General features: G+C 43.7%; 14 protein-coding genes and 1 pseudogene. 8 read left to right on the top strand and 7 right to left on the bottom strand.

What is annotated here, in order from left to right; all coding sequences use genetic code 11:
* The first annotated feature begins 5 nt into the window (after window positions 1-5).
* Entirely contained in the window at window positions 6-995 is a 990-nt protein-coding gene (locus KHS79_RS06425; RefSeq protein WP_212717688.1) for a BMP family lipoprotein, read from the top strand.
* A 146-nt stretch (window positions 996-1,141) separates the two neighbouring features.
* Here KHS79_RS06425 and KHS79_RS06420 read toward each other — a convergent pair whose 3' ends face one another.
* Window positions 1,142-3,466, bottom strand: a complete 2,325-nt coding sequence (locus KHS79_RS06420) for a response regulator (protein WP_212717686.1) — start codon at window positions 3,464-3,466, stop codon at window positions 1,142-1,144.
* Between the two features lie 245 nt (window positions 3,467-3,711).
* Here KHS79_RS06420 and KHS79_RS06415 point away from each other — a divergent pair, with 245 nt between their 5' ends.
* Window positions 3,712-4,488, top strand: a complete 777-nt coding sequence (locus KHS79_RS06415) for a substrate-binding periplasmic protein (protein ID WP_212717684.1) — start codon at window positions 3,712-3,714, stop codon at window positions 4,486-4,488.
* 295 nt (window positions 4,489-4,783) lie between these two features.
* Here KHS79_RS06415 and ribA read toward each other — a convergent pair whose 3' ends face one another.
* From ribA to rlmJ, 3 genes and pseudogenes are all read right to left on the bottom strand, one after another.
* Entirely contained in the window at window positions 4,784-5,425 is a 642-nt protein-coding gene (gene ribA / locus KHS79_RS25815; RefSeq protein WP_230413470.1) for a GTP cyclohydrolase II, read from the bottom strand.
* Window positions 5,417-5,836: pseudogene (locus KHS79_RS25810) on the bottom strand (NADAR family protein); the annotation flags it as partial. The pseudogene KHS79_RS25810 and the gene ribA, both read right to left, overlap by 9 nt.
* Window positions 5,837-6,429: 593 nt before the next feature.
* Window positions 6,430-7,290 carry a 23S rRNA (adenine(2030)-N(6))-methyltransferase RlmJ gene (gene rlmJ, locus KHS79_RS06405; protein ID WP_027708238.1) on the bottom strand — a complete coding sequence of 287 codons (861 nt, stop codon included), beginning with the start codon at window positions 7,288-7,290 and terminating at the stop codon, window positions 6,430-6,432.
* Window positions 7,291-8,065: 775 nt separating this feature from the next.
* Here rlmJ and pabB point away from each other — a divergent pair.
* The 3 genes from pabB (at window position 8,066) to KHS79_RS06390 (ending at window position 10,783) form a co-directional block, all read left to right on the top strand.
* On the top strand, window positions 8,066-9,487 hold the full coding sequence (gene pabB / locus KHS79_RS06400; RefSeq protein WP_212717682.1) for an aminodeoxychorismate synthase component I: 1,422 nt from the start codon (window positions 8,066-8,068) through the stop codon (window positions 9,485-9,487).
* Window positions 9,488-9,682: 195 nt separating this feature from the next.
* Window positions 9,683-10,408: a phosphoadenylyl-sulfate reductase gene (locus KHS79_RS06395; protein ID WP_325167565.1), complete on the top strand. Its 726-nt coding sequence runs from the start codon at window positions 9,683-9,685 to the stop codon at window positions 10,406-10,408.
* A gap of 36 nt (window positions 10,409-10,444) precedes the next feature.
* Window positions 10,445-10,783, top strand: a complete 339-nt coding sequence (locus tag KHS79_RS06390; RefSeq protein ID WP_212717676.1) for a hypothetical protein — start codon at window positions 10,445-10,447, stop codon at window positions 10,781-10,783.
* 124 nt (window positions 10,784-10,907) lie between these two features.
* On the opposite strand, the gene cysB is transcribed toward KHS79_RS06390, so the two are convergent.
* Complete coding sequence (gene cysB, locus KHS79_RS06385) at window positions 10,908-11,882, bottom strand: HTH-type transcriptional regulator CysB (RefSeq protein ID WP_027708234.1); 975 nt, start codon at window positions 11,880-11,882, stop codon at window positions 10,908-10,910.
* Between the two features lie 158 nt (window positions 11,883-12,040).
* Between cysB and KHS79_RS06380 the strand changes: the two genes are divergently transcribed.
* On the top strand, window positions 12,041-12,823 hold the full coding sequence (locus tag KHS79_RS06380) for a sulfite exporter TauE/SafE family protein (protein WP_212717674.1): 783 nt from the start codon (window positions 12,041-12,043) through the stop codon (window positions 12,821-12,823).
* Here KHS79_RS06380 and KHS79_RS06375 read toward each other — a convergent pair.
* Complete coding sequence (locus KHS79_RS06375; protein ID WP_027708232.1) at window positions 12,820-13,761, bottom strand: 5'-nucleotidase; 942 nt, start codon at window positions 13,759-13,761, stop codon at window positions 12,820-12,822. The two genes, KHS79_RS06380 and KHS79_RS06375, sit on opposite strands and share 4 nt — an antisense overlap.
* Window positions 13,762-13,831: 70 nt before the next feature.
* Window positions 13,832-14,758 carry a putative 2-dehydropantoate 2-reductase gene (locus tag KHS79_RS06370; protein ID WP_212717672.1) on the bottom strand — a complete coding sequence of 309 codons (927 nt, stop codon included), beginning with the start codon at window positions 14,756-14,758 and terminating at the stop codon, window positions 13,832-13,834.
* 108 nt (window positions 14,759-14,866) lie between these two features.
* Here KHS79_RS06370 and KHS79_RS06365 point away from each other — a divergent pair, with 108 nt between their 5' ends.
* Window positions 14,867-17,599, top strand: a complete 2,733-nt coding sequence (locus KHS79_RS06365; RefSeq protein ID WP_212717670.1) for a PD-(D/E)XK nuclease family protein — start codon at window positions 14,867-14,869, stop codon at window positions 17,597-17,599.
* The gene (locus tag KHS79_RS06360; protein ID WP_212717669.1) at window positions 17,596-20,982 is read left to right on the top strand and encodes a UvrD-helicase domain-containing protein; all 3,387 of its coding nucleotides are present in this window, start codon (window positions 17,596-17,598) and stop codon (window positions 20,980-20,982) included. Before KHS79_RS06365 ends, KHS79_RS06360 begins: the two co-directional genes overlap by 4 nt.
* Window positions 20,983-21,069 lie beyond the last annotated feature (87 nt).

Here is a 21,069-nt window from a genome sequence, read left to right as displayed (position 1 = left end):
GGATAATGAACGCCCTAAAAGCAACCTGGATTAGTATACTTTTTTGCTCAACCAGTTTCGCCACTTCCTTCAAGCCTGCCGTAATATATGACACCGCAGGTAAGTTTGATAAGTCATTTAATGAGGCTGTCTATAAGGGGGGGGTTCAACCTCTGGTGGAAAAACATGGTGTTAAAGTAAGAGAAGTTGCACCAAAGTCTGAAACACAAATAGAAAGTGGTTTAACAAAATTGGCAAAACGAGGCTATCAACCTATAGTTGCTGTTGGTTTCTCGATGAGGCCTCATGTTGAAAAAGTGGCTAAGGCATTTCCAGATATTCAGTTTACGATTATCGATGCCAAGATTGATTTGCCAAATGTGCAGTCCATATTGTTTAAGGAGCATGAAGGTTCTTTTTTAGTGGGGGCGCTGGCAGCGTTATCTTCAAAGTCCAATAAGATTGGTTTTATTGGAGGAATGGACCTTCCCATGATTCACAAGTTTGCTTGTGGCTATCGTCAAGGTGCTATGCACATCAAACCTGATATTGCGTTATCACAAGCGATGACCGGTAATACGCCTATGGCCTTTAATGACCCTGCAAAGGGTGCCACGCTGGCTAAGGCACAGATTCAGGAAGGTGTAGATGTCATCTTTGCAGCTGCTGGGAGCACTGGTATTGGTGTTTATGCTGCAGCAAAGCAAGGTGGCATTTATGCTATTGGTGTCGACTCAAACCAGAACTTTATGCAACCTGGCACCATGCTCACATCAATGTTGAAGAAGGTAGGTGTTGCTACATTACAGACGTGGCTTGAAGCTCAGCAAGGCAAGTGGCAAGCAGGGGTTAAAGTGAAAGGCTTAAAAGAAGATGGTGTAGGTTGGGCGCTGGATGAGCATAATCGACCACTGGTCAGTGAAGCGATGGAAACCCAAATAAATGGCTTAAAAGACAAAATTATTAGCGGCGAAATTAAGGTTCATGACTATACTGAAAATAACGAGTGTCCTTAAGATGTCAGTATTCATTGAATACTGATTAATCTAACTTACTGCTTCATTGTCATTTCTCCAAGGAAAACTTACAGCCCGTTAGGGCTGTTTTTTTATATAGGCTATTCCCCTTTTGACGACCACTGGCCAATATCACTGGAATGTAGTCAAGATGTACTCGGGGCTGTTGTTTTTGAAGCTTTCACATATTGAATCAAGGCACTTTGCAACTGCTTTAGGGTAACAGGCTTACTAATAAAGCCACTCATACCAGCGGAAAAGCACTTATCCTGCTCTTCTTGAATGGTATTGGCTGTTAACGCCAGGATGGGGGTGTGGTGGTTAAGGTTAGCTGAATCCCCTCTTATTCTTGAGGTTGCGGTAAAACCATCCATAATGGGCATCTGGCAATCCATTAAAATTACATCAAATAAATCCACTTGGCTGTAAGCAAGGGCTACTTTGCCATGTTCTGCAATGGTGATATGACAGCCAAGCTTTTCGAGCATAGTACGCGCTACTTTCTGATTAACCAGGTTATCCTCAACGAGCAAAACATGCAGACCAAGTGATGGCATTTTCTTGGATGTATTCTGTGTAGTGCGCCGGCTGAGGGCATAACGGGTAATCAGCTCTTGTTGTGAGCTGGCCTGTAAGCACGCGAGTAGCATCTGTTTAAGCACTTTTTTACGGTAGGGTCGGACCAGATAGCCGGTAAAACCCGCCTCAAGGCATTTATTTTTATCTTCTGCCTGCGGTTCGGCAGTCGACATAATCAGTTTGCAGTGAGCAATATCCGCATTATTTTTGATCGCTTTTGCTAATGCAAAGCCATTTGTTTCAGGCATGACTTTATCAATAATGGCCAGGTTGATGGGCCTTTTTTCTTTACTGGCGGTAATTAGCGTCGCTAGGGCTATATCCGGATCTTCATGACTGATTACCTGTAAACCCCAACTACGAAGCTGATCAGCGGTAACTCTTAAGTTAAATGAGTGATCATCGACAACCAGTATTCTCTGGCTCGCCAGCTTTGTCTCTTCAGCAAGGGGCAAGATGGGCTGCTCCTCACTGACAGAGAGTTGCAAACTGAAATAAAAACGACTGCCTTTACCAACCTCACTTTCGACACAAAGCGTACCGCCCATAAGGCTGACCAATTGGCGGCTAATGGCTAACCCTAGTCCTGTTCCACCATAGAGTCGGGTGGTTGAACTATCAGCCTGCGTGAATTGTTCAAAAATTTTATCTTGGCGATCTTTGCTAATACCAATACCCGTATCCTCAACCGTAAAGCTTAACTCACACTGCTGTTGATTCGCGTGTAAACAACGAATATCAAGCCCAACATAGCCTTGGTGGGTAAATTTGAGTGCATTATTCATCAAATTAGTGAGCACTTGGCGAATACGTCCAGCATCCCCCAATAATGACGGAGGGATTTGATCATCAACATAACTGTAAAGAGCAATGGCCTTCTCTTGGGCTTTTATATTGAGCAGATCGGTTAAGTCTTCTACTAAGTCGAGTAAATTAAAATCAACCTCTTCTATATCAAGCTTGCCAGCCTCAATTTTCGAAAAGTCCAGGATATCATTAATAATGCTAAGCAAGGCATGAGAGGAAGTATAAATAATATTGGTATACTCAAGTTGTTCGTTATCCAGCTTGGTATTTTTCAATAATGATGACATACCGATAACCCCATTAAGTGGGGTTCTAATCTCATGGCTCATATTGGCAACAAATTCACTTTTTTTACGGTTAGCTTTTTCGGCTGCCAGTTTTGCTAATTGCATTTGCTTATAGGCGTGTTGAGTTTTTTGTTGCATATGGTTGTAACTGGTAATCACATAAGCAAGTTCATCTTGATAAAGTTTTTTTCGGTTAAGTTTAAGTGGTTTGAATTTTTTATGACTAAGGTCGCTGCTACGCATTGATTCAGCAAGTTCTCTTAAGTGACGGGTAATCAACCAATAAACAATAAAAAATATAAAGCTTGATACAATAAACGTTTTTACTGTTTGCGATGCGAGGACGATGAAGACTTTATCTCTCAGTCGTTGCAAGACTTGAGAAAGGCTGGCTACCAGTTCTAACTCCCCCAATTTAATGGGCTCACCATTGTATATTTGTTCAATGGGCCACTTTTGGGTGATGTTATAACCTGATGTAGGAACACCTTGGGATAGGGTTACCTCACCATTTCTTATAATGGCAATATACTCAATATCATCTAAAGCTTGTATTGCCGATAACTGAACTTCTAGTTGCTCTTCATCTTCAACCCATAAACTGGCAGTAATAATGGGTAAATAACTGGACTCAACCTGTTTTATACGATCGTCAATAGCAGATACATCGTTGTAATAGTCAATATATAGTTGTAGTACGGTGATACCCAAAGTAATAAATGAACTTGATAATAAGATCCAAAAAATTAAACGTTTGGCAATGCTATCTTTAAGGGGTTGTTTTGCCGGTACGTCCATGCATCGAAAACCATCATTGATTGAATCGTTAATTCAATAGTAGAAAACGAACATTACCTATACAAGAAGAACTCCATATTAGTATAAGGCGAGAATAGTCTGCTTATTTATTCAGTTTAGTTTGTCTATACGGTAAGAGATGTACTATACATAGGATTATAAAAAGTTTATGAAATCTTCCTGTTTTATTAGTTGTGGGTGATGACAGTTTAGGGAAAGAATTATTTCTCAACTTGGATGAAGCTATGTTTAGATTTATTTTGCTAATAAAGTGTTTTTTACGTGTTGGTGTTTTAGTTCTGTTAGCATTTAATGCACATGCTATGGATATTAATTATATCGTTATTGCTGACCAGGCTCGCCCTTTCCAAATAGAAAGTAACGGCAAGGGCCATAGTGGTATTGTGACAGAAATAGTACAGAGTATTTTTGCGGGGCAGGATTGGCACATTAAATATCATACATTGCCCTTTAAACGTATGGTAAGTATGTTGGAAAGTGGTCGTATAAAACATTGGATCACTTATGGTTCTCCAGAGTGGAAAAGTGTCCGCGTTCAGTCAGAACATCTGTCCAAGTACCCATTGGTAACGGTCAATCATAGTTTACTAAGCTATCAGCAACCAGGATTTAAACTTACCAAAATAGAGGACTTATACGGCAAAACATTGGTATTGATGTTAGGTTTTCTTTATCCGGGATTAGACCCTTATATAGAAAGTAAGAAAATAAATGTCATGTGGGTAAAAGGTTATGAGTCTGCATTTCGTGTACTTAAACGGCTTAAACATGATGCCTTCTTTGTGGAAATGTCTTTACGTTTGAAATACAACCTTAAAAAAAATAATGAACCACTTGATCAATACCAGTTTCATGACTTTGATTTAGTCGTACCTGATTATCAGCTTTACTTGGCATTTTCCTCAGACTTAGACCCCGCATCGGTTTCATTTATTAATCAACGCTTGAAGGCTATGCACGATACTAAGGCAATAGATGCTATTGTTGCTCATTATGAATAGCTGCTCATATGAATAAAAGGCGCTTCAAAAAATGTACTATTTTAGAGGTACCCTAAATACCCACGGCAATCGCCTCTCGTTTTCCTTTAAAGCACCTGAACCCAAAGTCTACATAATTCCCTTCGAGCCAAGCACGCGGTGAATCCTTGTTTTGATGGTTGGCAATGCTTGCTGATTTGTGACACAGGTGCTCTGAGCACCGTGAGCAGTAGAGACCTAGGTTGGTCTTCTACTGCAGGAAGAGCAACTTGATTCGCGCATTGCATTGGCACAATCGGTATTTTTTTGTCAGCCGTTAAATTGGGGCAATTACATCCAACATATGACCTAGTTTAGTGGCTTTGGCTGAGAGGTAGCGCTCGTTGAATATATTTTGACCTTCTTGAATGGGGACACGTTCGACGACATTAATACCCGCTTCTCTTAATGCTTTAACTTTTTTAGGGTTATTCGTCATCAGTTTGACTTTGCTTATATTTAGATAATGTAGAATACCACGACAAAAGTCGTACTGCCTAAGATCTGCGGCAAAGCCTAATGCCTCATTAGCTTCCACCGTATCTGCCCCTTGGTCCTGTAAATGGTAAGCACGAATTTTATTGAGTAACCCAATACCGCGCCCCTCTTGTCGTAAGTAGAGGATTGCACCAGTCCCTACTTGTGCGATATTTTGAAAAGCTCTACGCAGTTGTGACCCACAATCACAACGCCTGCTAAATAAAGCATCTCCAGTTAAACACTCAGAGTGAAGCCTTATTAAGACAGGTTCATCCTTTTTCCAGTTTCCAAATGTTAATGCGACATGCTCTATACCCGTATCCGGGTCTTCAAAGCCATGCATATTGAATATGCCCCAGTCTGTGGGTAAGTTTGCGCTTTCTATAAAGTGAATAAGGTTATACGGAGGGGTGATACTTAGCTCTTGGCGTAAGTTCATTAATAATTGCCCCAGACGATTCTTACCGTGACCATCACCACCATCTCCCCAGTAATCGTCTTTAAAAGCGTGCTCTACTAATGGATGAGGTCGTGTAGCGACCAGCCAGTGTCCTAAAGCATGATTTTGTGTAAACTTCATTTGTAGTGCATCGCGCATTACGGTTTCTTTTCGCTGATGCCAATCAACTCTAACCTGTTCATTGTATTGTTTACCTAAGGCATAAGCATCTGCGGGGGTACGTGCATGGTGAATTTGAGCCACAATATTGGGGTTATTAAATTTTTGTGCCTGATAAAAGTGCTCTACCGTTTTCCAGGTAACCGCTCCGTCGTTAATAGGAAAAGGTGCAAAGTTTGATAAAAATCCATAAGGGGCTTCTGGTTCGTAAAATAATATTGGATTTTCCATAAATCGATTCCATGGCCGTTAACTGGTTTTTGGTGATGAGGATATTGGCACTGCTGACTGCTTATACATTATTTATTTCGCATCCTGGCTAGGTTTAAACCACTGATCATCCATGAAACCCTGACAGCATATTAAAGTTATAAACTATGAGATAAATTATTAATGAAGTGTAAGGTGTGCATAAACACAATTATATTAAAATACTGTCTTATTGATATATTTTTTCGGGTTATACATGGTGTTTATATGTCTATATTTTATGAGGTTTAATAGTCATAACGCAGAGTTAATTCCTGATGAATTTTTTATGCAAACACTATAATTTTTATATATACCCTTCGCGAATCAATTTTATGTGCGCTATCCATAGCGCTCACCCTAACGGGCCAGCGAAGCTGTTCTAATGTGTTCCCGACACATTAGTAGGGTTTGTTATCATCGCTCTTGACCACCAAGGATGGTGGGAATGCAGTTTATGCATAATGACATGGATGTCATATAGTAGAGCAATGCAGGAGCTATTGCCGAGGAGCATTTAACTGCCACCCCAGTCACTTATTAATATAAGCTCAAGGGGCTTGTAATAGTTATGGCTATTTTAATGGTCCAACATAGCAATGACCAGAGTACTCCATGAATATTGAAGCTAAACCATCCAGAATGGGTTGAATCTCATTTAGTATTACTGATGGAATATTGATAAAAAGTAAGCCACACCCTACTAACCGGTCATTTATTAAAGGCTTGCGGATAACTAAATCCATTTGCCAACATGGAGCAGCTATCAGCTGTTGTACTGCATTAAAAAGTCTAAAACTCAGATCTTCTTTGTAATGGGGATACCACAAAATAAGGCTTCCTTCAGGCCACTGGCGAGAAATGGCATTAAGGGTTAAAGCCACTTCTTCATAGTCTGTTGTCTGTTCATAGGGAGGGTCCATTAATAATAAGCCAGGTTTTCCCCGCCATTGTTGAGCAATTTGGGGTAACCATGTATGACAGTCACCTTGGTAGTAATGAATAGTGGGTGCAGAGTGAGGTGTAAAAAAACTTTTTTCCAACTCATTTAAACAATGTTTCAAATTATTTAATTCAGCATTTTGTAACTCACCCAAATAGAGTTGATCCTGGGCACGTAACAATAAAAAGGCTATTGCTGGAGAACCTGGGTAACAACGAAGTGGTGTGTGATGTTGATTACATCGCAGGACAGTATTTTTCCAAGGTGCTAATAAAGGCTGCTCACAAAAAGCGGATGACCATAATTTACCTATTCCAGACCGCCAGTCTGGGGCTGCAGTAATGGAGTAAATACCTGATGCCGCATGACTGTCAATAAACAAAAGTTGCTGATGTTGAGTCTTAAATCGTGAAATTAAGTGAGCTAGAACGGTATGCTTGAGTGCATCTCCATGATCACCTACATGTTGTATATGCCTGTAACGTTCAGTCATTACGATTTATTTTCCTTTAAACAGTTGCTGCTTTTTGCTTATAAAAGTTTGGCTCTATCCTTAATGAACTGGATATTCCGATAAAGGTGCGTTTGCAACCGTTGATAAAAATAATAATGCTATTGTCGTCAACAGGGTTAACCGTCAAGTTAAGCCTAGTATTGGTTGAGTGAATGATCCAATACCTGCGCCTTAATTAGTAGTGGCGAATACACCAGCAACAAGTGATGTCCACAGTGAAGGGTATATATTGCTTCTGCCTATAAAAGAATTTTGGATATAAACAATAGTACTTGGAAAACTGTGAGCTTTATCACTAATATTGTTTTGCTTTATCTGTCACTGAAAGGAAACCAGTGGATGTATCAGAGGGGGATTGAAAATGGAAGCAGTACAGCCGATGAAAATTGTTACGTTTATTGTATCTATGGTATTGCTTTGGGGGTTGCTTAATTTAGCTCAGGCTAATTGCGACTTAGCCAATGATATATGTACATTGCCCTGGCCTTAACCAGCGAGCATACACGTAACGGTAATCAAACAAGTCAGGTAACCAGAACCTATACAAGCGGTGTGCTGGATGTGGGGTGTTGTGCTGTACGCTTGCTTAGCACTAAGGTTAGCCTATAACGATTACTGCCCAGTGATGTTTCTTATAGAGGAGAGCTAATAACTAATCCTTTCCTGATGATATTTCGCTTATCTACTTTGTGATGGGATGCATTTGCTTGATCAAGACGTTAGAATGCGCCCGTGTTAAGCGGTAGTAAGCGTCATGAACGAGCCAACACTTACAGTTATTCCTATCCCCTACCAACCTTCTTGGACCTACTTTTCTCGATTACGAGTCTGGTCTTATGCTGCATGGCTTGATAGCTCGACAAAGCCAGCAAGTTACACTGATAGTCTGGTTGATATTTTAACTGCTGAGCCTGAGGTTGTGCTTGAACGGCGTGGTGGGCAAATCTATAAAGATGGTCAGCTTTATTCACTTGCTGAGAATACTGAAAAAACAGCTTCTTTGAGGCAATCTTCTTCCCCTTTTCCCTTAATGCGTGAAATTGCAGCTAATTATGCTGTTGCTGCTGATGAAATACCTGAGGGTATTCCATTTGTGGGAGGATGGCTTGGCTGGTGGGGGTATGACTTAAAATCCGCCACAGAACCTAAGCGTTTTTCAAGTGAACCGACACAAACAGATATGGTTGTTGGTTTATACCTATGGGCGATTGTGCTTGACCATCGGCAACAGCAAGGATATGTGGTTGTGCATAAAGACTGTCGTCTTGGTCAGGCAGAAATATTGGCTCGTGTATTTAGTCAAGTTGGTCGTCCTCATGATACGTTTCAATTACACGGCCCGTTTAACTCTGCTACGTCCTATACCCAGTATCATCAGCAGTTCAACGCCATTCAACACTATATCCGGCAAGGTGACTGTTACCAGGTCAACCTGACGCAACGCTTTTCGGCAACCTATGGGGGCGATTTTGCTGATGCGTATCTTGCGTTACGAGGGGTAAGCCCTGCACCGTTTTCTGCTTGGTTAGACTTTCCTGATATAGCGGTTATGTCTATTTCGCCTGAACGCTTTATTCAGGTTAAGGCTGGTAAGGTGGAGACCAAGCCAATCAAGGGAACCAGGCCCAGACATGCTGATCCTGAGCGTGATCAGCAGCTGGCTGATGAGTTAAGGCATAGCGGAAAGGATCAGGCAGAAAATGTCATGATAGTGGATTTACTGCGAAATGATTTAAGTAAGCACTGCCTAAAGGTTCGAGTACCTCAGCTTTTTGCCCTTGAACGATTTTCGAATGTACATCATTTGGTGTCTACGGTAACAGCAACATTAAAAGATGATGCCGACTGCTATCATATATTAGAAGATAGTTTTCCTGGCGGTTCGATTACAGGTGCACCTAAAGTCCGGGCAATGGAAATTATTGATGCGTTAGAGCCTGTCTCACGACAGGCTTATTGTGGCTGTATCGGCTATATCAGTCTGGATGGCTCGATGGATACCAATATCGCCATTCGCACGCTGGTTGCAGAGCAGGGTCAGCTCCATTGCTGGGGTGGTGGTGGTATCGTGGCTGACTCTGAAGCCGATGCTGAGTATCAGGAATCTATTACAAAAGTTCGAAATCTATTGTCTTGCTTGGAAGCTTTTCAGTATCAACAGGCCATCGAAGAATAAGGGTGTACAATAAGACCTATCATATATAGCAGCTACTTATAATGTTAGTGGATGTTTTTATTTTAATGGTGCTCAGGCTTTTTGTTATAGTTGACATAATATTTATAACTATTTGTAAGAGTATTAACTCCCAAAGCCAAGAATGTTTGGTGCTGGGTATAGATGCTCATATCAGCCTGTGTGAGGAGTTTCCTTGTGTCATTAAATATTGCCCAGCTTAACTTGGAGTATAGCAACCAAGACCCAGTAAAAATTATGGAGTTGGCGGTAGCGCACTTTCCCGAGCTGGCGATTTCATTCAGTGGTGCTGAAGATGTGGTGCTTATTGATCTCGCATCCCGTGTGAGTAATACCGTAAGGGTGTTTTCACTGGATACAGGAAGGTTGCACCCTGAAACCTACCAGTTTATTGAAGCGGTAAGAGATCACTATGGCATTGCCATTGAGCTTCTTTCTCCTGAGACCCAAGCGGTTGAAGCACTGGTGAAAGAAAAAGGGTTATTTAGTTTTTATAAAGAGGGACATCAGGAGTGTTGTGGTGTACGAAAAATTGCACCACTGCGTCGTAAACTGAGTACTTTATCGGCATGGGTGACAGGACAACGTAAAGACCAGAGTCCTAGCACTCGCGCACATATTCCAGTGATTGAGCAAGATCATACGTTTGGCAGTGAGCAGCAACCATTAGTTAAATTTAACCCACTCGCAAACTGGAGCTCCGAACAGGTATGGAATTATATCCGGATGTTTGAACTTCCCTATAACGCTCTTCATGAGCGTGGTTTTGTGAGCATTGGCTGTGAGCCATGTACCCGTCCTGTGTTGCCAAACCAGCATGAGCGTGAAGGCCGTTGGTGGTGGGAAGCATCAACCCAAAAAGAGTGTGGGCTGCATGCGGGAAATATTCCACAAGCAGATTAGTTTGGTTTTTGGTAGTAAAGCTCAATAGGTTTTGTGATGAAAGGATCAGGCACTCCACATATTACAATGGTAAAAAAAATTCTGGCGGACGGTTCTGCCTGCCGGAAGTGCAATGATGTGCAGCAGCGCTTAGAAGCATCCGGGTTTATTGATTTGATTGATGAAGTGATTGAGGCCCATGAAGTGGACCCTTTTTCTCCGGGTATGATCAAAGCGGCTGAGCTTGGTGTTACTCAAGCACCTTTTTTTATTGTTGAAGATCCTAGTTACGGAACCCGAATTTACACTGTTTACTTTAAGTTGGTGCAGGAAGTGCTAAAACCTCATCGCCAACAGCTTGAAGAGGATCCACGTCGCCATATCCCTAAGCTTTAAGGCATTTGTAAACGGCCCTTTATCTTTAAAACATATAGCAAAACACTGAGCCTCACTTGAGTGATGGAGGGTGGTGTGAGACTCAGTTCTAGGTGAAATGAATGTACTGTATGAAATCGGCTGCTTAATAATTCGGCAAGCTGATATCTTTGAAGAAGTCCTCTAACTCTGCTTTATTATGGTGGTGGTAAGCTTCCTCAACGATTTCTCTGGTTAAGTGAGGCGCAAACTGCTCTATAAAATCATACATAAAACGACGTAGGAACGTGCCCTTTCTAAAACCTATTTTGGTGATGCTGGGTTCAAAAAGGTGGCTCGCATCAAGGGCAACCAGGTCGCTGTCTTGCTCGGCATCATAGGCCATTTTAGCCACTATCCCAATACCCAACCCAAGTCGTACATAGGTCTTAATAACATCTGAATCAGTGGCCGTGAAAATCACTTTAGCAGTAAGCCCACGATTAAAAAACGCTTCATCAAGCTTGGAGCGACCCGTAAAGCCAAATACGTAAGTCACAATAGGGTGTTTAGCCACCTCTTCCAGGGTCAATTGGCTAACTTGAGTCAGAGGGTGTCCTTGGGGGACCAGGATACAACGATTCCAGCAGTAGCAAGGCATCATAATCAAGTCACTAAAATGCTCCAGTGCTTCAGTGGCTATAGCAAAATCAACAGTCCCATCATTAGCAAGTTCAGCAATCTGCATCGGGGTGCCCTGATGCATATGCAGTGAGACATCGGGATATTGCTTAATAAACTTTTTGATGACCTGAGGAAGTGCGTAACGCGCCTGGGTATGGGTAGTCGCAATGGATAATGAGCCTTTTTGTTCATTACTAAACTCTTGCGCAACCTGCTTGATACTTTCTACTTTTCGAAGTATTTCACCTGCCTTTTTGATAATGGCTTCGCCTGCAGGTGTAATTCGGGTTAAATGTTTTCCACTTCGAGCAAAAACCTCAACCCCTAGTTCATCCTCTAATAACCGGATTTGCTTACTAATCCCTGGTTGGGAAGTATAGAGGCTTTGCGCGGTCGCGGAGACGTTTAGATCATGATGCGCCACTTCCCATATATAGCGCAGCTGTTGCAACTTCATTATACCCTCCATTATGCATTATACGTATAGAGTATAAAAATATAAGTAAATATTCTTTTTAAGAATAGATCTAAACCGCTACATTTACCAGAGCAAACAGGGCATATGTTGCTAATGTTTACTTCCCGCTCACTATTTATAACCTTAGACCATATTTGATGGAAATTTTGCTTTATATCCTTACAGGTGCATTTGTTGGTTTGGCGGTAGGTTTGACGGGAGTTGGTGGTGGTTCTTTGATGACCCCTCTTCTTCTTTTGTTTGGTTATCCTCCCCACATCGCCATAGGTACTGACTTATTATATGCATCGCTAACTAAAGCCAGTGGCGTTTATATTCACCACCGACAGCGGACCATAAATTGGCGCGTAGTAGCGATATTGGGGGCTGGTAGCTTACCTGCAGCTGGCTTAACGATTCTTGTACTTCATTACTTTTTTACTGACAGCCAGGCGTACAGTCATTTGTTGACCTCTAGCTTAGGCGCCATGCTGATGTTAACAGCATTGGTATTGCTCGCTAAGAAGTGGTTAGTTCCCGCAAGGTCTCAGGCAGGGGGTGATCAGCTGTCTTTTTATCAGCGACATACACCATTGTTGACATGGCTGATGGGCATTTTGCTTGGTACTTTTGTAACCCTGTCGTCAGTGGGGGCTGGTGCTATTGGCACCGCTATATTATTAGTGCTTTATCCGAGCTTAATGTCGAGCCGAATTGTTGGAACTGATCTAGCACATGCTGTTCCTCTTACACTAGTGGCGGGTCTCGGCCATGTGTTTTTAGGCAATGTGGATTTTCACTTGCTCTTCAGTCTATTAATAGGCTCATTACCTGCGATTTATGTAGGTACCCGTTTAGGCAGTCGACTACCTGATCGAGTCATGCATCCTGTGCTGGCAAGTACCCTTTTGGCTCTGGGCGTCAAGTATGCATTTTTCTAATGGTTTTGCTGTTGGTCTTCCTCCGTGGGAGGCTCATTAGCAATACCATGGGGAACATGGCCCGTCGTCACATGTTCTCTTGCGGATTCACAATGAACTGTTTGATCATCAAAAAACACATCTGCATGGAATGCTTTTAAAAAGGCTGCCTTAGTCAGTCCTCCTAAAAATAAAGACTCATCAAGCCGAATACCCCACTCTCGTAGTGTTTTAATCACGCGCTCATGAGCAGGTGCAGAACGAGCGGTGACTAATGCGGTGCGAATTGGACATTCATTAACAGGAAACTGCTGTTGTAAATTATGCAGTGCCGATAAAAATGCTTTAAAGGGACCACCAGACAATGGTTCATTGGCAGCCGCTTTAGCTTTCTCGCTGGCGCTGAATGCTGCCAAGCCTGATGATTTATAAATACGCTCTGCCTCATCAGAAAAGATGACTGCATCCCCATCAAAAGCAAAGCAAAGCTCTCCTTCATCAGCCTGAGGTGTCTTGCGTGCGGTGGGTAGAATGGTAGCAGCCGCATACCCTGCTTGCAGAGCACTACTGACATCTTCTGCATGGGTAGACAAAAAAAGATGGCAACCAAAAGCAGATACATAACGATAGGGACTGCGCCCGCCACAAAATGCAGCGCGCTCAATAGGTAGCTGATAGTGGCTAATTGAGTTAAATACACGTAGCCCAGTGTCAGCAGAATTACGGGACAATAAAATCACTTCAACCTTGGGATCTCCAGGTAGTTGTTGATTAATTGATAGTAATTTTTTGACTAATGGAAAGGCCTGACCAGGCGTCAATATTTCATTCTCATGGGTAATTTGGTATTCGGAATAGGCATCTAATCCTTGATTTAGGAAAATTTGGTGGCCTTCATCCAGATCAAATAAGGCACGAGATGAGACAGCGATAACTAGTTTTTCGTGTGGTGTCGTCATATGGATGAGCCTGGGTATAAGTAGTTAAATTACTTTAAATACTCTATATAACTTATTGATATTTAATGTTTTAAGGTGAATTTTTCTGATCTAAAAACGCAAGCTGTTGGGCAATGACTCGGGTTTTAGCCATATCAAAGCCTCGTTCAGCAGCGGTTCGAATAGGTTCCCAATAAATGCTTTCCAGCTCCAGTGGTCGCTTATTTTGATAGTCTAATAGCATGCTGGGCTGGTAATCAGCCATTTTGTCAGTGGCATGTAGTAGTACCTGAGCATAGCTGGGCTGGATCGTAAATCCACAGTGATTAGCTGCTGCAATCACTTCTTCCATTAACTCTACTAAAAGATCACGGCAATGACGGTCAGTGAGTAAGCCTTGAGTTGATTGCTGCAAAACAACAGATAATCCATTGAAGGGAATGTTCCAGACCAGTTTTTCCCAGCGGGCCTGTAATAGGTTGGGGGTGAAATGAATGGATATGCCGGTGTTGGCAAACAGCTCTGCAATATCCCGCATTTTAGGGGTAATACCTGCTTCTTGCTGCGGGTTGTATTCACCTAAGCGAATGGCTCCCTGATCAAGGTGAAGAATATGCCCTGGACCAATTTTGCTACAGCAAATAAAACAAAGGCCACTGAGTAAACTGTTATTGGGATAGTGTTGTGCCAGGAACTCCTCTGCACCAAGCCCATTTTGTAATAGTAACAGTGTGGTTTCAGGTTTAAGTAATACATCAAGTATTGGTGCTAACTGCATGTTTGCTGTCGTTTTTAATGCAACAATCACTACATCACACTGCGGCATATCGGTAGCCGATTGGTAGGCATTGACCTGAGGCAGTTGGAAATCTCCAAGCACAGAATCAATTCTGAGTCCATTACGCTGCACATGATCAAAATCACTGTGTAATAAAAAGTGTACATCATGACCCACGTTGGCCAGTAAGCCTCCATAGATACCACCAATTGCACCAACGCCAACCACAGCAATTTTCATAAGCATCCTTTAGTATGTTTATCGTTCAGTTACTTGGTAATTTAGTTCTTCTCGTTATAATGCGCTTGTATTATGTGTTTCGTAAAGGTCAAAAGGAAGCGTTAAGCATTGAGTAAAGCGTTGTTTGATTTAACAGCACTTCGTCCTGCACTGACGGAGCAACATACGATTATCACGCCAAACCGTCGTATGGCTGCAAAAATTCATGCAGCTTATGCTCAAGAAAAGGTTGCAATGGGATTTCATGCTTGGCCAACTCCCAGAGTAATGGCACTTGAAGCCTGGCTGCAAAGTCAGTGGGCGCGGTTGGCTGATTTAGGTTATCGACCTGCATTGACCCGAACACTACTCACTGAATTTCAAAGCCAGTTGATGTGGGAGCAAATTTTACGCCAGGATGACGACGCAAGTGCACTATTGCGCGTTACCTCAACTGCACATACGGCACATAATGCCTTTAAACAGCTGGTTTTATGGCAAGTTGCACTCGATGATAATGAGTTAGCGACTACCTCAGAGGGTGTCATGCTCCAACGATGGAGTGTCAAATTTTTAGCGCAGTGCCAGCAGCAACACTTGCTACCTATCGTTCAGCTTGCAGAAGTACTTACAAAAGCCTGGCAGCAGCAATGGTTAACTAAATTAAGTGATATTTGGCTAGTGGGCTTTGACTCTTTGGCACCTTTGTATCAAGCCCTTTTTCAGGTGGCAGCAGATGCTGTCCACGATATTCGTCCTACCTGTGAGCCAGAAACTAAAGCGTTAGCCTGTTTACCCCGTTTTCATGATGAGTTACGGGTAGCGGCTCAGTGGGCGAAGTCAGTGTTAGCTGAAAACCAAGAGGCCATGATTGGTATTATTGTGCCGACCTTAAGTCAGTGCCGAGACCAGGTTGAGCGGATCTTTCAGCAGGTATTTGAGCCTCACTACATGCTGGCCGATACAGCCCGTTATACCCTGCCCTTTAACTTTTCCGCGGGCACGCCACTCAGCCAGCAACCCATTGTGGTTGCCGCACTCATGATGTTACAGCTCAACCGGCCCCAATTATCCACCAGTGTTTGGCAAGCACTATTTAATACACCCTTTTGGCGTGTGTCTTTATATGAAGAGGGCTTCCTTGCGTATTTTTTGAGAGAGCTGGCAGACTTGCAGCAAGAACAGCTTTCTACTTCGCTGGTGCGATACCGAAGTCAAGCCAGTTACTCCCGCTGGCATCAGCTGCAACAATTGAATCCACAAGGCGACTTGCTTGCCGAGCCTACCTGCTACTTAACCCAGCAGTTGCAGCGCTTTGAACAGCTGAAAGTTGAGCATCAAGGTGGTTTTCAGGGGCACAAACAATGGCCAAGCCACTGGGCAAAACTATTTGCTAAGCAGCTTGCACTGCTTGGCTGGCCTGGGGAGCAGCGGTTAGATAGTGTTGAGTACCAGCAGGTTACTCGTTTTTATGAAGCCCTTAAAAGTTTTGCTGGGCTTGATGGCTTTACTGAAACACTGTCATTGCCTGAGGCACTGGTACTACTGCAGCGCCAGTTGCTGCAAAATACCTTTCAAGCCCAAACCAAGGATTCTCCCATTCAAATATTAGGCGCGCTCGAAGGTGCGGGTTTACGCTTTAGTCATTGCTGGTTAGTTGGCTTTGATGATAGCCATTGGCCTCCCGCCCCAGCGCCTAACCCACTGATTCCGATTGCATTGCAAGTTAGATTGCACATGCCTCATGCTTCTGCTGAGCGAGAGTTGATGTTTACCCAGTCTCTGATTTCAGGTTATCAGCACAATGCTCAGCACGTTGTTTTCTCATATGCAAAACATGAGGGGGAAAGAGAACAAGCGCCCTGCCCGTTACTTAACGACTTGCCTACTTTGGATATTAACCGTTGGCTGAAACCTGTTAATGACTATACCAAGACACTCCTTGCTCAGCATCACTTAGAGCGCTGGCGGGTGGATCATAGTGCGGGAGTGGCACAGCCAGCCCAAGTAAGGGGGGGAAGTCGGATCTTACAAAATCAAGCACTATGCCCATTCAAAGCCTTTGCTGAGCACCGGCTGCGCGTAAATCCATGGCCTCAGGTAGTGTTTGGTATTACTCCTCAGGATCGAGGCCAGTATCTGCACCAGGCACTGGCCTTTTGCTGGCAACAGCTAGGTAAACGTCAGGAGTTGATTGCATTGACTGAAGCACAAGAGGCTCAGCTCATTGATGCGGCTATTGCAGAAGCGTTAGAGCAATTCCGTAAGCGCCAACCCCAGCTGTTGACTCCTCGCCTTTATAAAATGGAGCAGCAGCGGCTCAAGGAAACATTATTCCAGTGGCTTGCTTTAGAAAAAGCTCGGCCTGATTTTGAGGTAGTGGTTATTGAGAGGCGCCGTCGTTGCGAGTTTGCAGGTTTGCCTCTGCAGCTTCAGGTTGATCGCATTGATCGCTTGGCTGATGGTACTTTACTGTTAATTGACTACAAAAGTAGTGCCAGCCAACTGCAAAGCTGGCTAGGTGAGCGACCTGATAACCCCCAGCTGCCCTTGTATGTTTTGCAAGCTAAGCAGCCAATCACCGCACTAGCCTTTGCCGAAGTGCGGCGAGGATTGTGTCAGTGGCAAGGGCTTGCAGCAGCGGAGGTTGGTATAGAGGGCATAGATCCTTTAACCGCTAAAAAACGCCGGATCGCCCTACCCGCTCAGTGGGATGAGCTTATTAAACAGTGGCAAACCAACCTTACGGATTTAGTAAAAGGCTTTTTGCAAGGTGATACTCGTGTTGAACCCAAGCGCCCTCAAGTTTGCCAACAGTGTCAGCGGCAGTCTCTGTGTCGAGTGCAGGAGCTGTCATTATGAGTCAGCCAGCTGATATTAAAGCTCGGTTAGCCGCACTTGATCCTGCCCAGTCGTTTGCAGTGACTGCACCCGCAGGCTCTGGAAAAACCGGTTTATTGACGCAGCGGGTATTAACATTACTGGGTGTTGTGGAAAAACCAGAAGAAATTCTATGCATTACTTTTACCCGTAAGGCGGCAGCAGAAATGCGTGTTCGTATTCTCAACGCCTTACGTGAGGCTGCTACCACCTCTTGCCCTAAAGATCCCTACTTAGCCCAAACCTATCAGCTTGCTCGTCAGGCCTTACAGAAAAATGCCACTATGGGCTGGCAGTTACTGGAAAATGGCAATCGTCTGCGTATTCAAACTATTGATGGGTTTTGTGCCCAACTCGCTCGGCAGTTGCCTATGCTGTCAGGTTTTGGAGGTATGCCAGATATTGTTGATAGTGCCCAAGTCCTCTATGAAGACGCTGTTAAACGTTTGCTGGCGGAACTAAATAGCCAGGATGTGATTGGTGACGATATCGCTTTATTGTTGGACCACTTAGATAACCGGATGGATCGACTGCAGCGACTATTGGTGAGTTTGCTGGAGCGCCGAGATCAGTGGTTACAGTTTATGGTAGCGTGTCATCAGGATGAGCAGTTCCAGGCCAAGTTGGAACAGGCTATTTATCAGGTTAATTGTCAGCTGTTATTGGAGGTAAGAGAAAAACTTACACCCTATGACAGTGACCTGGTGATGTTAGCTGATCAAGCAGCACAGCAGCTGGTGAGTGAAGAACCTGATCATACCCAGGTTGCATGCCTGGGCATGGTAGAGCTCCCCAAAGCCGAACCAAGCCACCTTGCTCAATGGCTTGGGCTGGCTGATATGTTATTAACCCAAAAAGGCCAGTGGCGGAAGTCGGTTACGAAAAAGCAAGGCTTTCCAACGGGAAAGACGAAAGCAGAAAAAGCACAGTTTGAACCACTGAAACAGGCAGTCAATGCGTTATTAGCGACCCTTTCTGAACAGCCTGGTTTAGCTGATGCTTTGCAGCAAGTGAGGAGTTTGCCACCGGTTAGCTATGCACCTCATCAATGGCAGGTGATAAAGGCCTTAAGTCATGTTTTGCCCCGTTTAGCCGGGCACTTACTATTGGTTTTCCGTGATCAAGGGACGGTGGATCATAGCCAGATCACTGAAGCTGCATTAGTAGCTTTGGGCCAGGATTTAACACCCTCTGACTTAGCATTGCGCTTGGATTATCAGATAAAGCATATCCTAGTGGACGAGTTTCAAGATACTTCATCGCCGCAGTTTGCGCTACTAGAGCGACTGGTGCAAGGCTGGACAGCTGATGATAGTCGCTCGTTGTTTATTGTGGGCGATGGAATGCAGTCCTGTTATGGCTTTCGCGATGCTAATGTAGGACTGTTTTTGCGCGCCCGAAGATATGGTGTGGGTGACGTGTCATTAACCCCTTTGCAGCTCACTACAAACTTTCGCTCTCAAGCAGGTATTATTCACTGGGTCAATCAGGTTTTTAAACAAGCCTTCCCTGCCCAAGAAAATATTCCCTTAGGTGCCGTTCAGTACAGTGCCTCCACACCATTTTGCCCGGCATTAGATGACAGACCAGTTCTGTGTATGGGGTGTGAAGATAGTTCTCGGCAGCTAGAAGCTCAACAAGTCACTCAGCTGGTGCAAAAGCATTTAGATGAAAGGCCACGGGAGACGATTGCTATATTGGTGCGCAACCGAAGTCACCTTAGAACGATTATTCCCTCTCTCCAGCAAGCAGGTATTCGCTGGCAGGCTACAGATATTGACCCTTTAGCCAGTCGCCCTCTGATTCTTGACCTGTTAAGTTTGACGCGGGCACTGACGAATGCTGCTGACAAGCTTGCGTGGTTAGCTGTGTTAAGAGCACCATGGTGTGGTTTAAACCAACAAGACTTGGAAACCATTGCTCAAGTAGCAAGTAAAACGGTTATTCAAAGCATTGAAAGCCCAGACATCATGCAGCGTCTAAGCCGTGATGGTGTATTGCGCTTGCAACGAGTTGCACCCGTATTGGCTAAAGCTTATTTACAACGTCAACGCAAGCACTTAGTCACGTTGGTGCATGGTTGCTGGTTAGCACTGGGCGGGCCAGCTGCTACGCTAGATTTGGTGACATTAAATGATTTAGATGCTTTCTGGCTGGTATTAGATGCTATGCCTTCATCGGCAATTAAGCCATTTAATCATATGGAGCTTGAAGAAAAGGTTGTGAAGCTTTACGCACAAGCAGATCCTGAAGGTGATCCTCGAGTGCAAATTATGACCATTCATAAAGCTAAAGGCTTGGAGTTCGATACCGTCATTTTGCCGGGGCTGGAGAAAAGAGGTCAGGCTGACAGCTCATCTTTATTGTTGTGGCAACAGCGTTTAAGTGAAGATCAGCAAGCAGCTTCCTCACTCTTAATGTCCCCTTTGCATCGTTATGAAGATGAACAAGGTGACAAGCTTTATGAATTCATCCGTCAACAGGAGCAGCAAAAGCAACGGCTTGAGTCGATTCGAGTGCTTTATGTCGCCTGTACTCGTGCTAAAAAACAACTTTATTTACTATTTTCTGGTGAGCAGAATAAAGAGCCAAGTAAAGACGCTTTGCTTGCTTGTATCTGGCCAGCTATTCGGCACCAGATTCAGTGGCAAGCTTTGCCCGCTTCCGATACAGCCCTCGCATCTAAGCCGATAGAGAGCGGGCAGTTTTTGCATCGACTGCCTGCTGATTGGACTTGCCCTAGTTTACCGAGGGGGCAGTTGTTAAAGGCCTACCGTGGTGAAGAGTACGACGATGAAGAGAATCTACCTGAGTTAAATTGGGATGATGTGCCACGCCATGTGGGTACGGTTGTGCACCGGGCGCTTTACCACATTACGATTACAGGAATAGAAAAAATTAAGTCCCACGCTAAAGCTTACTGTGATCAGCGGCAAGCGGTATGGCTTCAGCATTTGCGTCAACTGGGTGTTGGACGAGAGGACTATGATCGGGCGCTGCAATCTGTTAGGGCTGCGGTCACTAAAACGTTGCAAGACCCTCAAGCATTGTGGCTGCTGGATCATTCTCTGGAAGACAGTCAATGTGAATACCCGATTACTATGCAAGTTCGAGGGAAAATGCTGCACTATGTTGTTGATAGAACATTTATTGATGCTGCGGGTACACGCTGGATTGTCGATTATAAAACAGTTGAGTTTGATGCACGAACTGGCTCGCTTGATAATTTAATTCAGCAGGAAATTGCAGAATATAAGTCTCAATTACAAAATTATGTACAAACGTTTCAATTAATGGAGTCGCGACCAACGCAATCAGCGCTTTATTTCACCAATATTTCTCGTCTAATTAAGGTCTCTCTATAGCTTTTCATCGTTTAATAAAGTTTTTTTAGAAAAAATGTCATCATAGACTCTTTTTATTGCACATGTTTTATTACAATGAATTCACTT

Origin of the sequence: Zooshikella ganghwensis (assembly GCF_018263875.1) — a bacterium.
Lineage (GTDB): Bacteria > Pseudomonadota > Gammaproteobacteria > Pseudomonadales > Zooshikellaceae > Zooshikella > Zooshikella ganghwensis.
The sequence above is the reverse complement of the archived record's forward strand: the minus strand, read 5'-3'. Positions and strand labels throughout refer to the sequence as shown.

Coding starts and splice junctions, on each gene's coding strand:
- KHS79_RS06425 (WP_212717688.1), top strand. CDS start 6: ATGAACGCCCTAAAAGCAACCTGGATTAGTATACTTTTTTGCTCAACC.
- KHS79_RS06420 (WP_212717686.1), bottom strand. CDS start 3,466: ATGGACGTACCGGCAAAACAACCCCTTAAAGATAGCATTGCCAAACGT.
- KHS79_RS06415 (WP_212717684.1), top strand. CDS start 3,712: ATGTTTAGATTTATTTTGCTAATAAAGTGTTTTTTACGTGTTGGTGTT.
- ribA (WP_230413470.1), bottom strand. CDS start 5,425: ATGAACTTACGCCAAGAGCTAAGTATCACCCCTCCGTATAACCTTATT.
- rlmJ (WP_027708238.1), bottom strand. CDS start 7,290: ATGACTGAACGTTACAGGCATATACAACATGTAGGTGATCATGGAGAT.
- pabB (WP_212717682.1), top strand. CDS start 8,066: ATGAACGAGCCAACACTTACAGTTATTCCTATCCCCTACCAACCTTCT.
- KHS79_RS06390 (WP_212717676.1), top strand. CDS start 10,445: ATGAAAGGATCAGGCACTCCACATATTACAATGGTAAAAAAAATTCTG.
- cysB (WP_027708234.1), bottom strand. CDS start 11,882: ATGAAGTTGCAACAGCTGCGCTATATATGGGAAGTGGCGCATCATGAT.
- KHS79_RS06380 (WP_212717674.1), top strand. CDS start 12,041: ATGGAAATTTTGCTTTATATCCTTACAGGTGCATTTGTTGGTTTGGCG.
- KHS79_RS06375 (WP_027708232.1), bottom strand. CDS start 13,761: ATGACGACACCACACGAAAAACTAGTTATCGCTGTCTCATCTCGTGCC.
- KHS79_RS06370 (WP_212717672.1), bottom strand. CDS start 14,758: ATGAAAATTGCTGTGGTTGGCGTTGGTGCAATTGGTGGTATCTATGGA.
- KHS79_RS06360 (WP_212717669.1), top strand. CDS start 17,596: ATGAGTCAGCCAGCTGATATTAAAGCTCGGTTAGCCGCACTTGATCCT.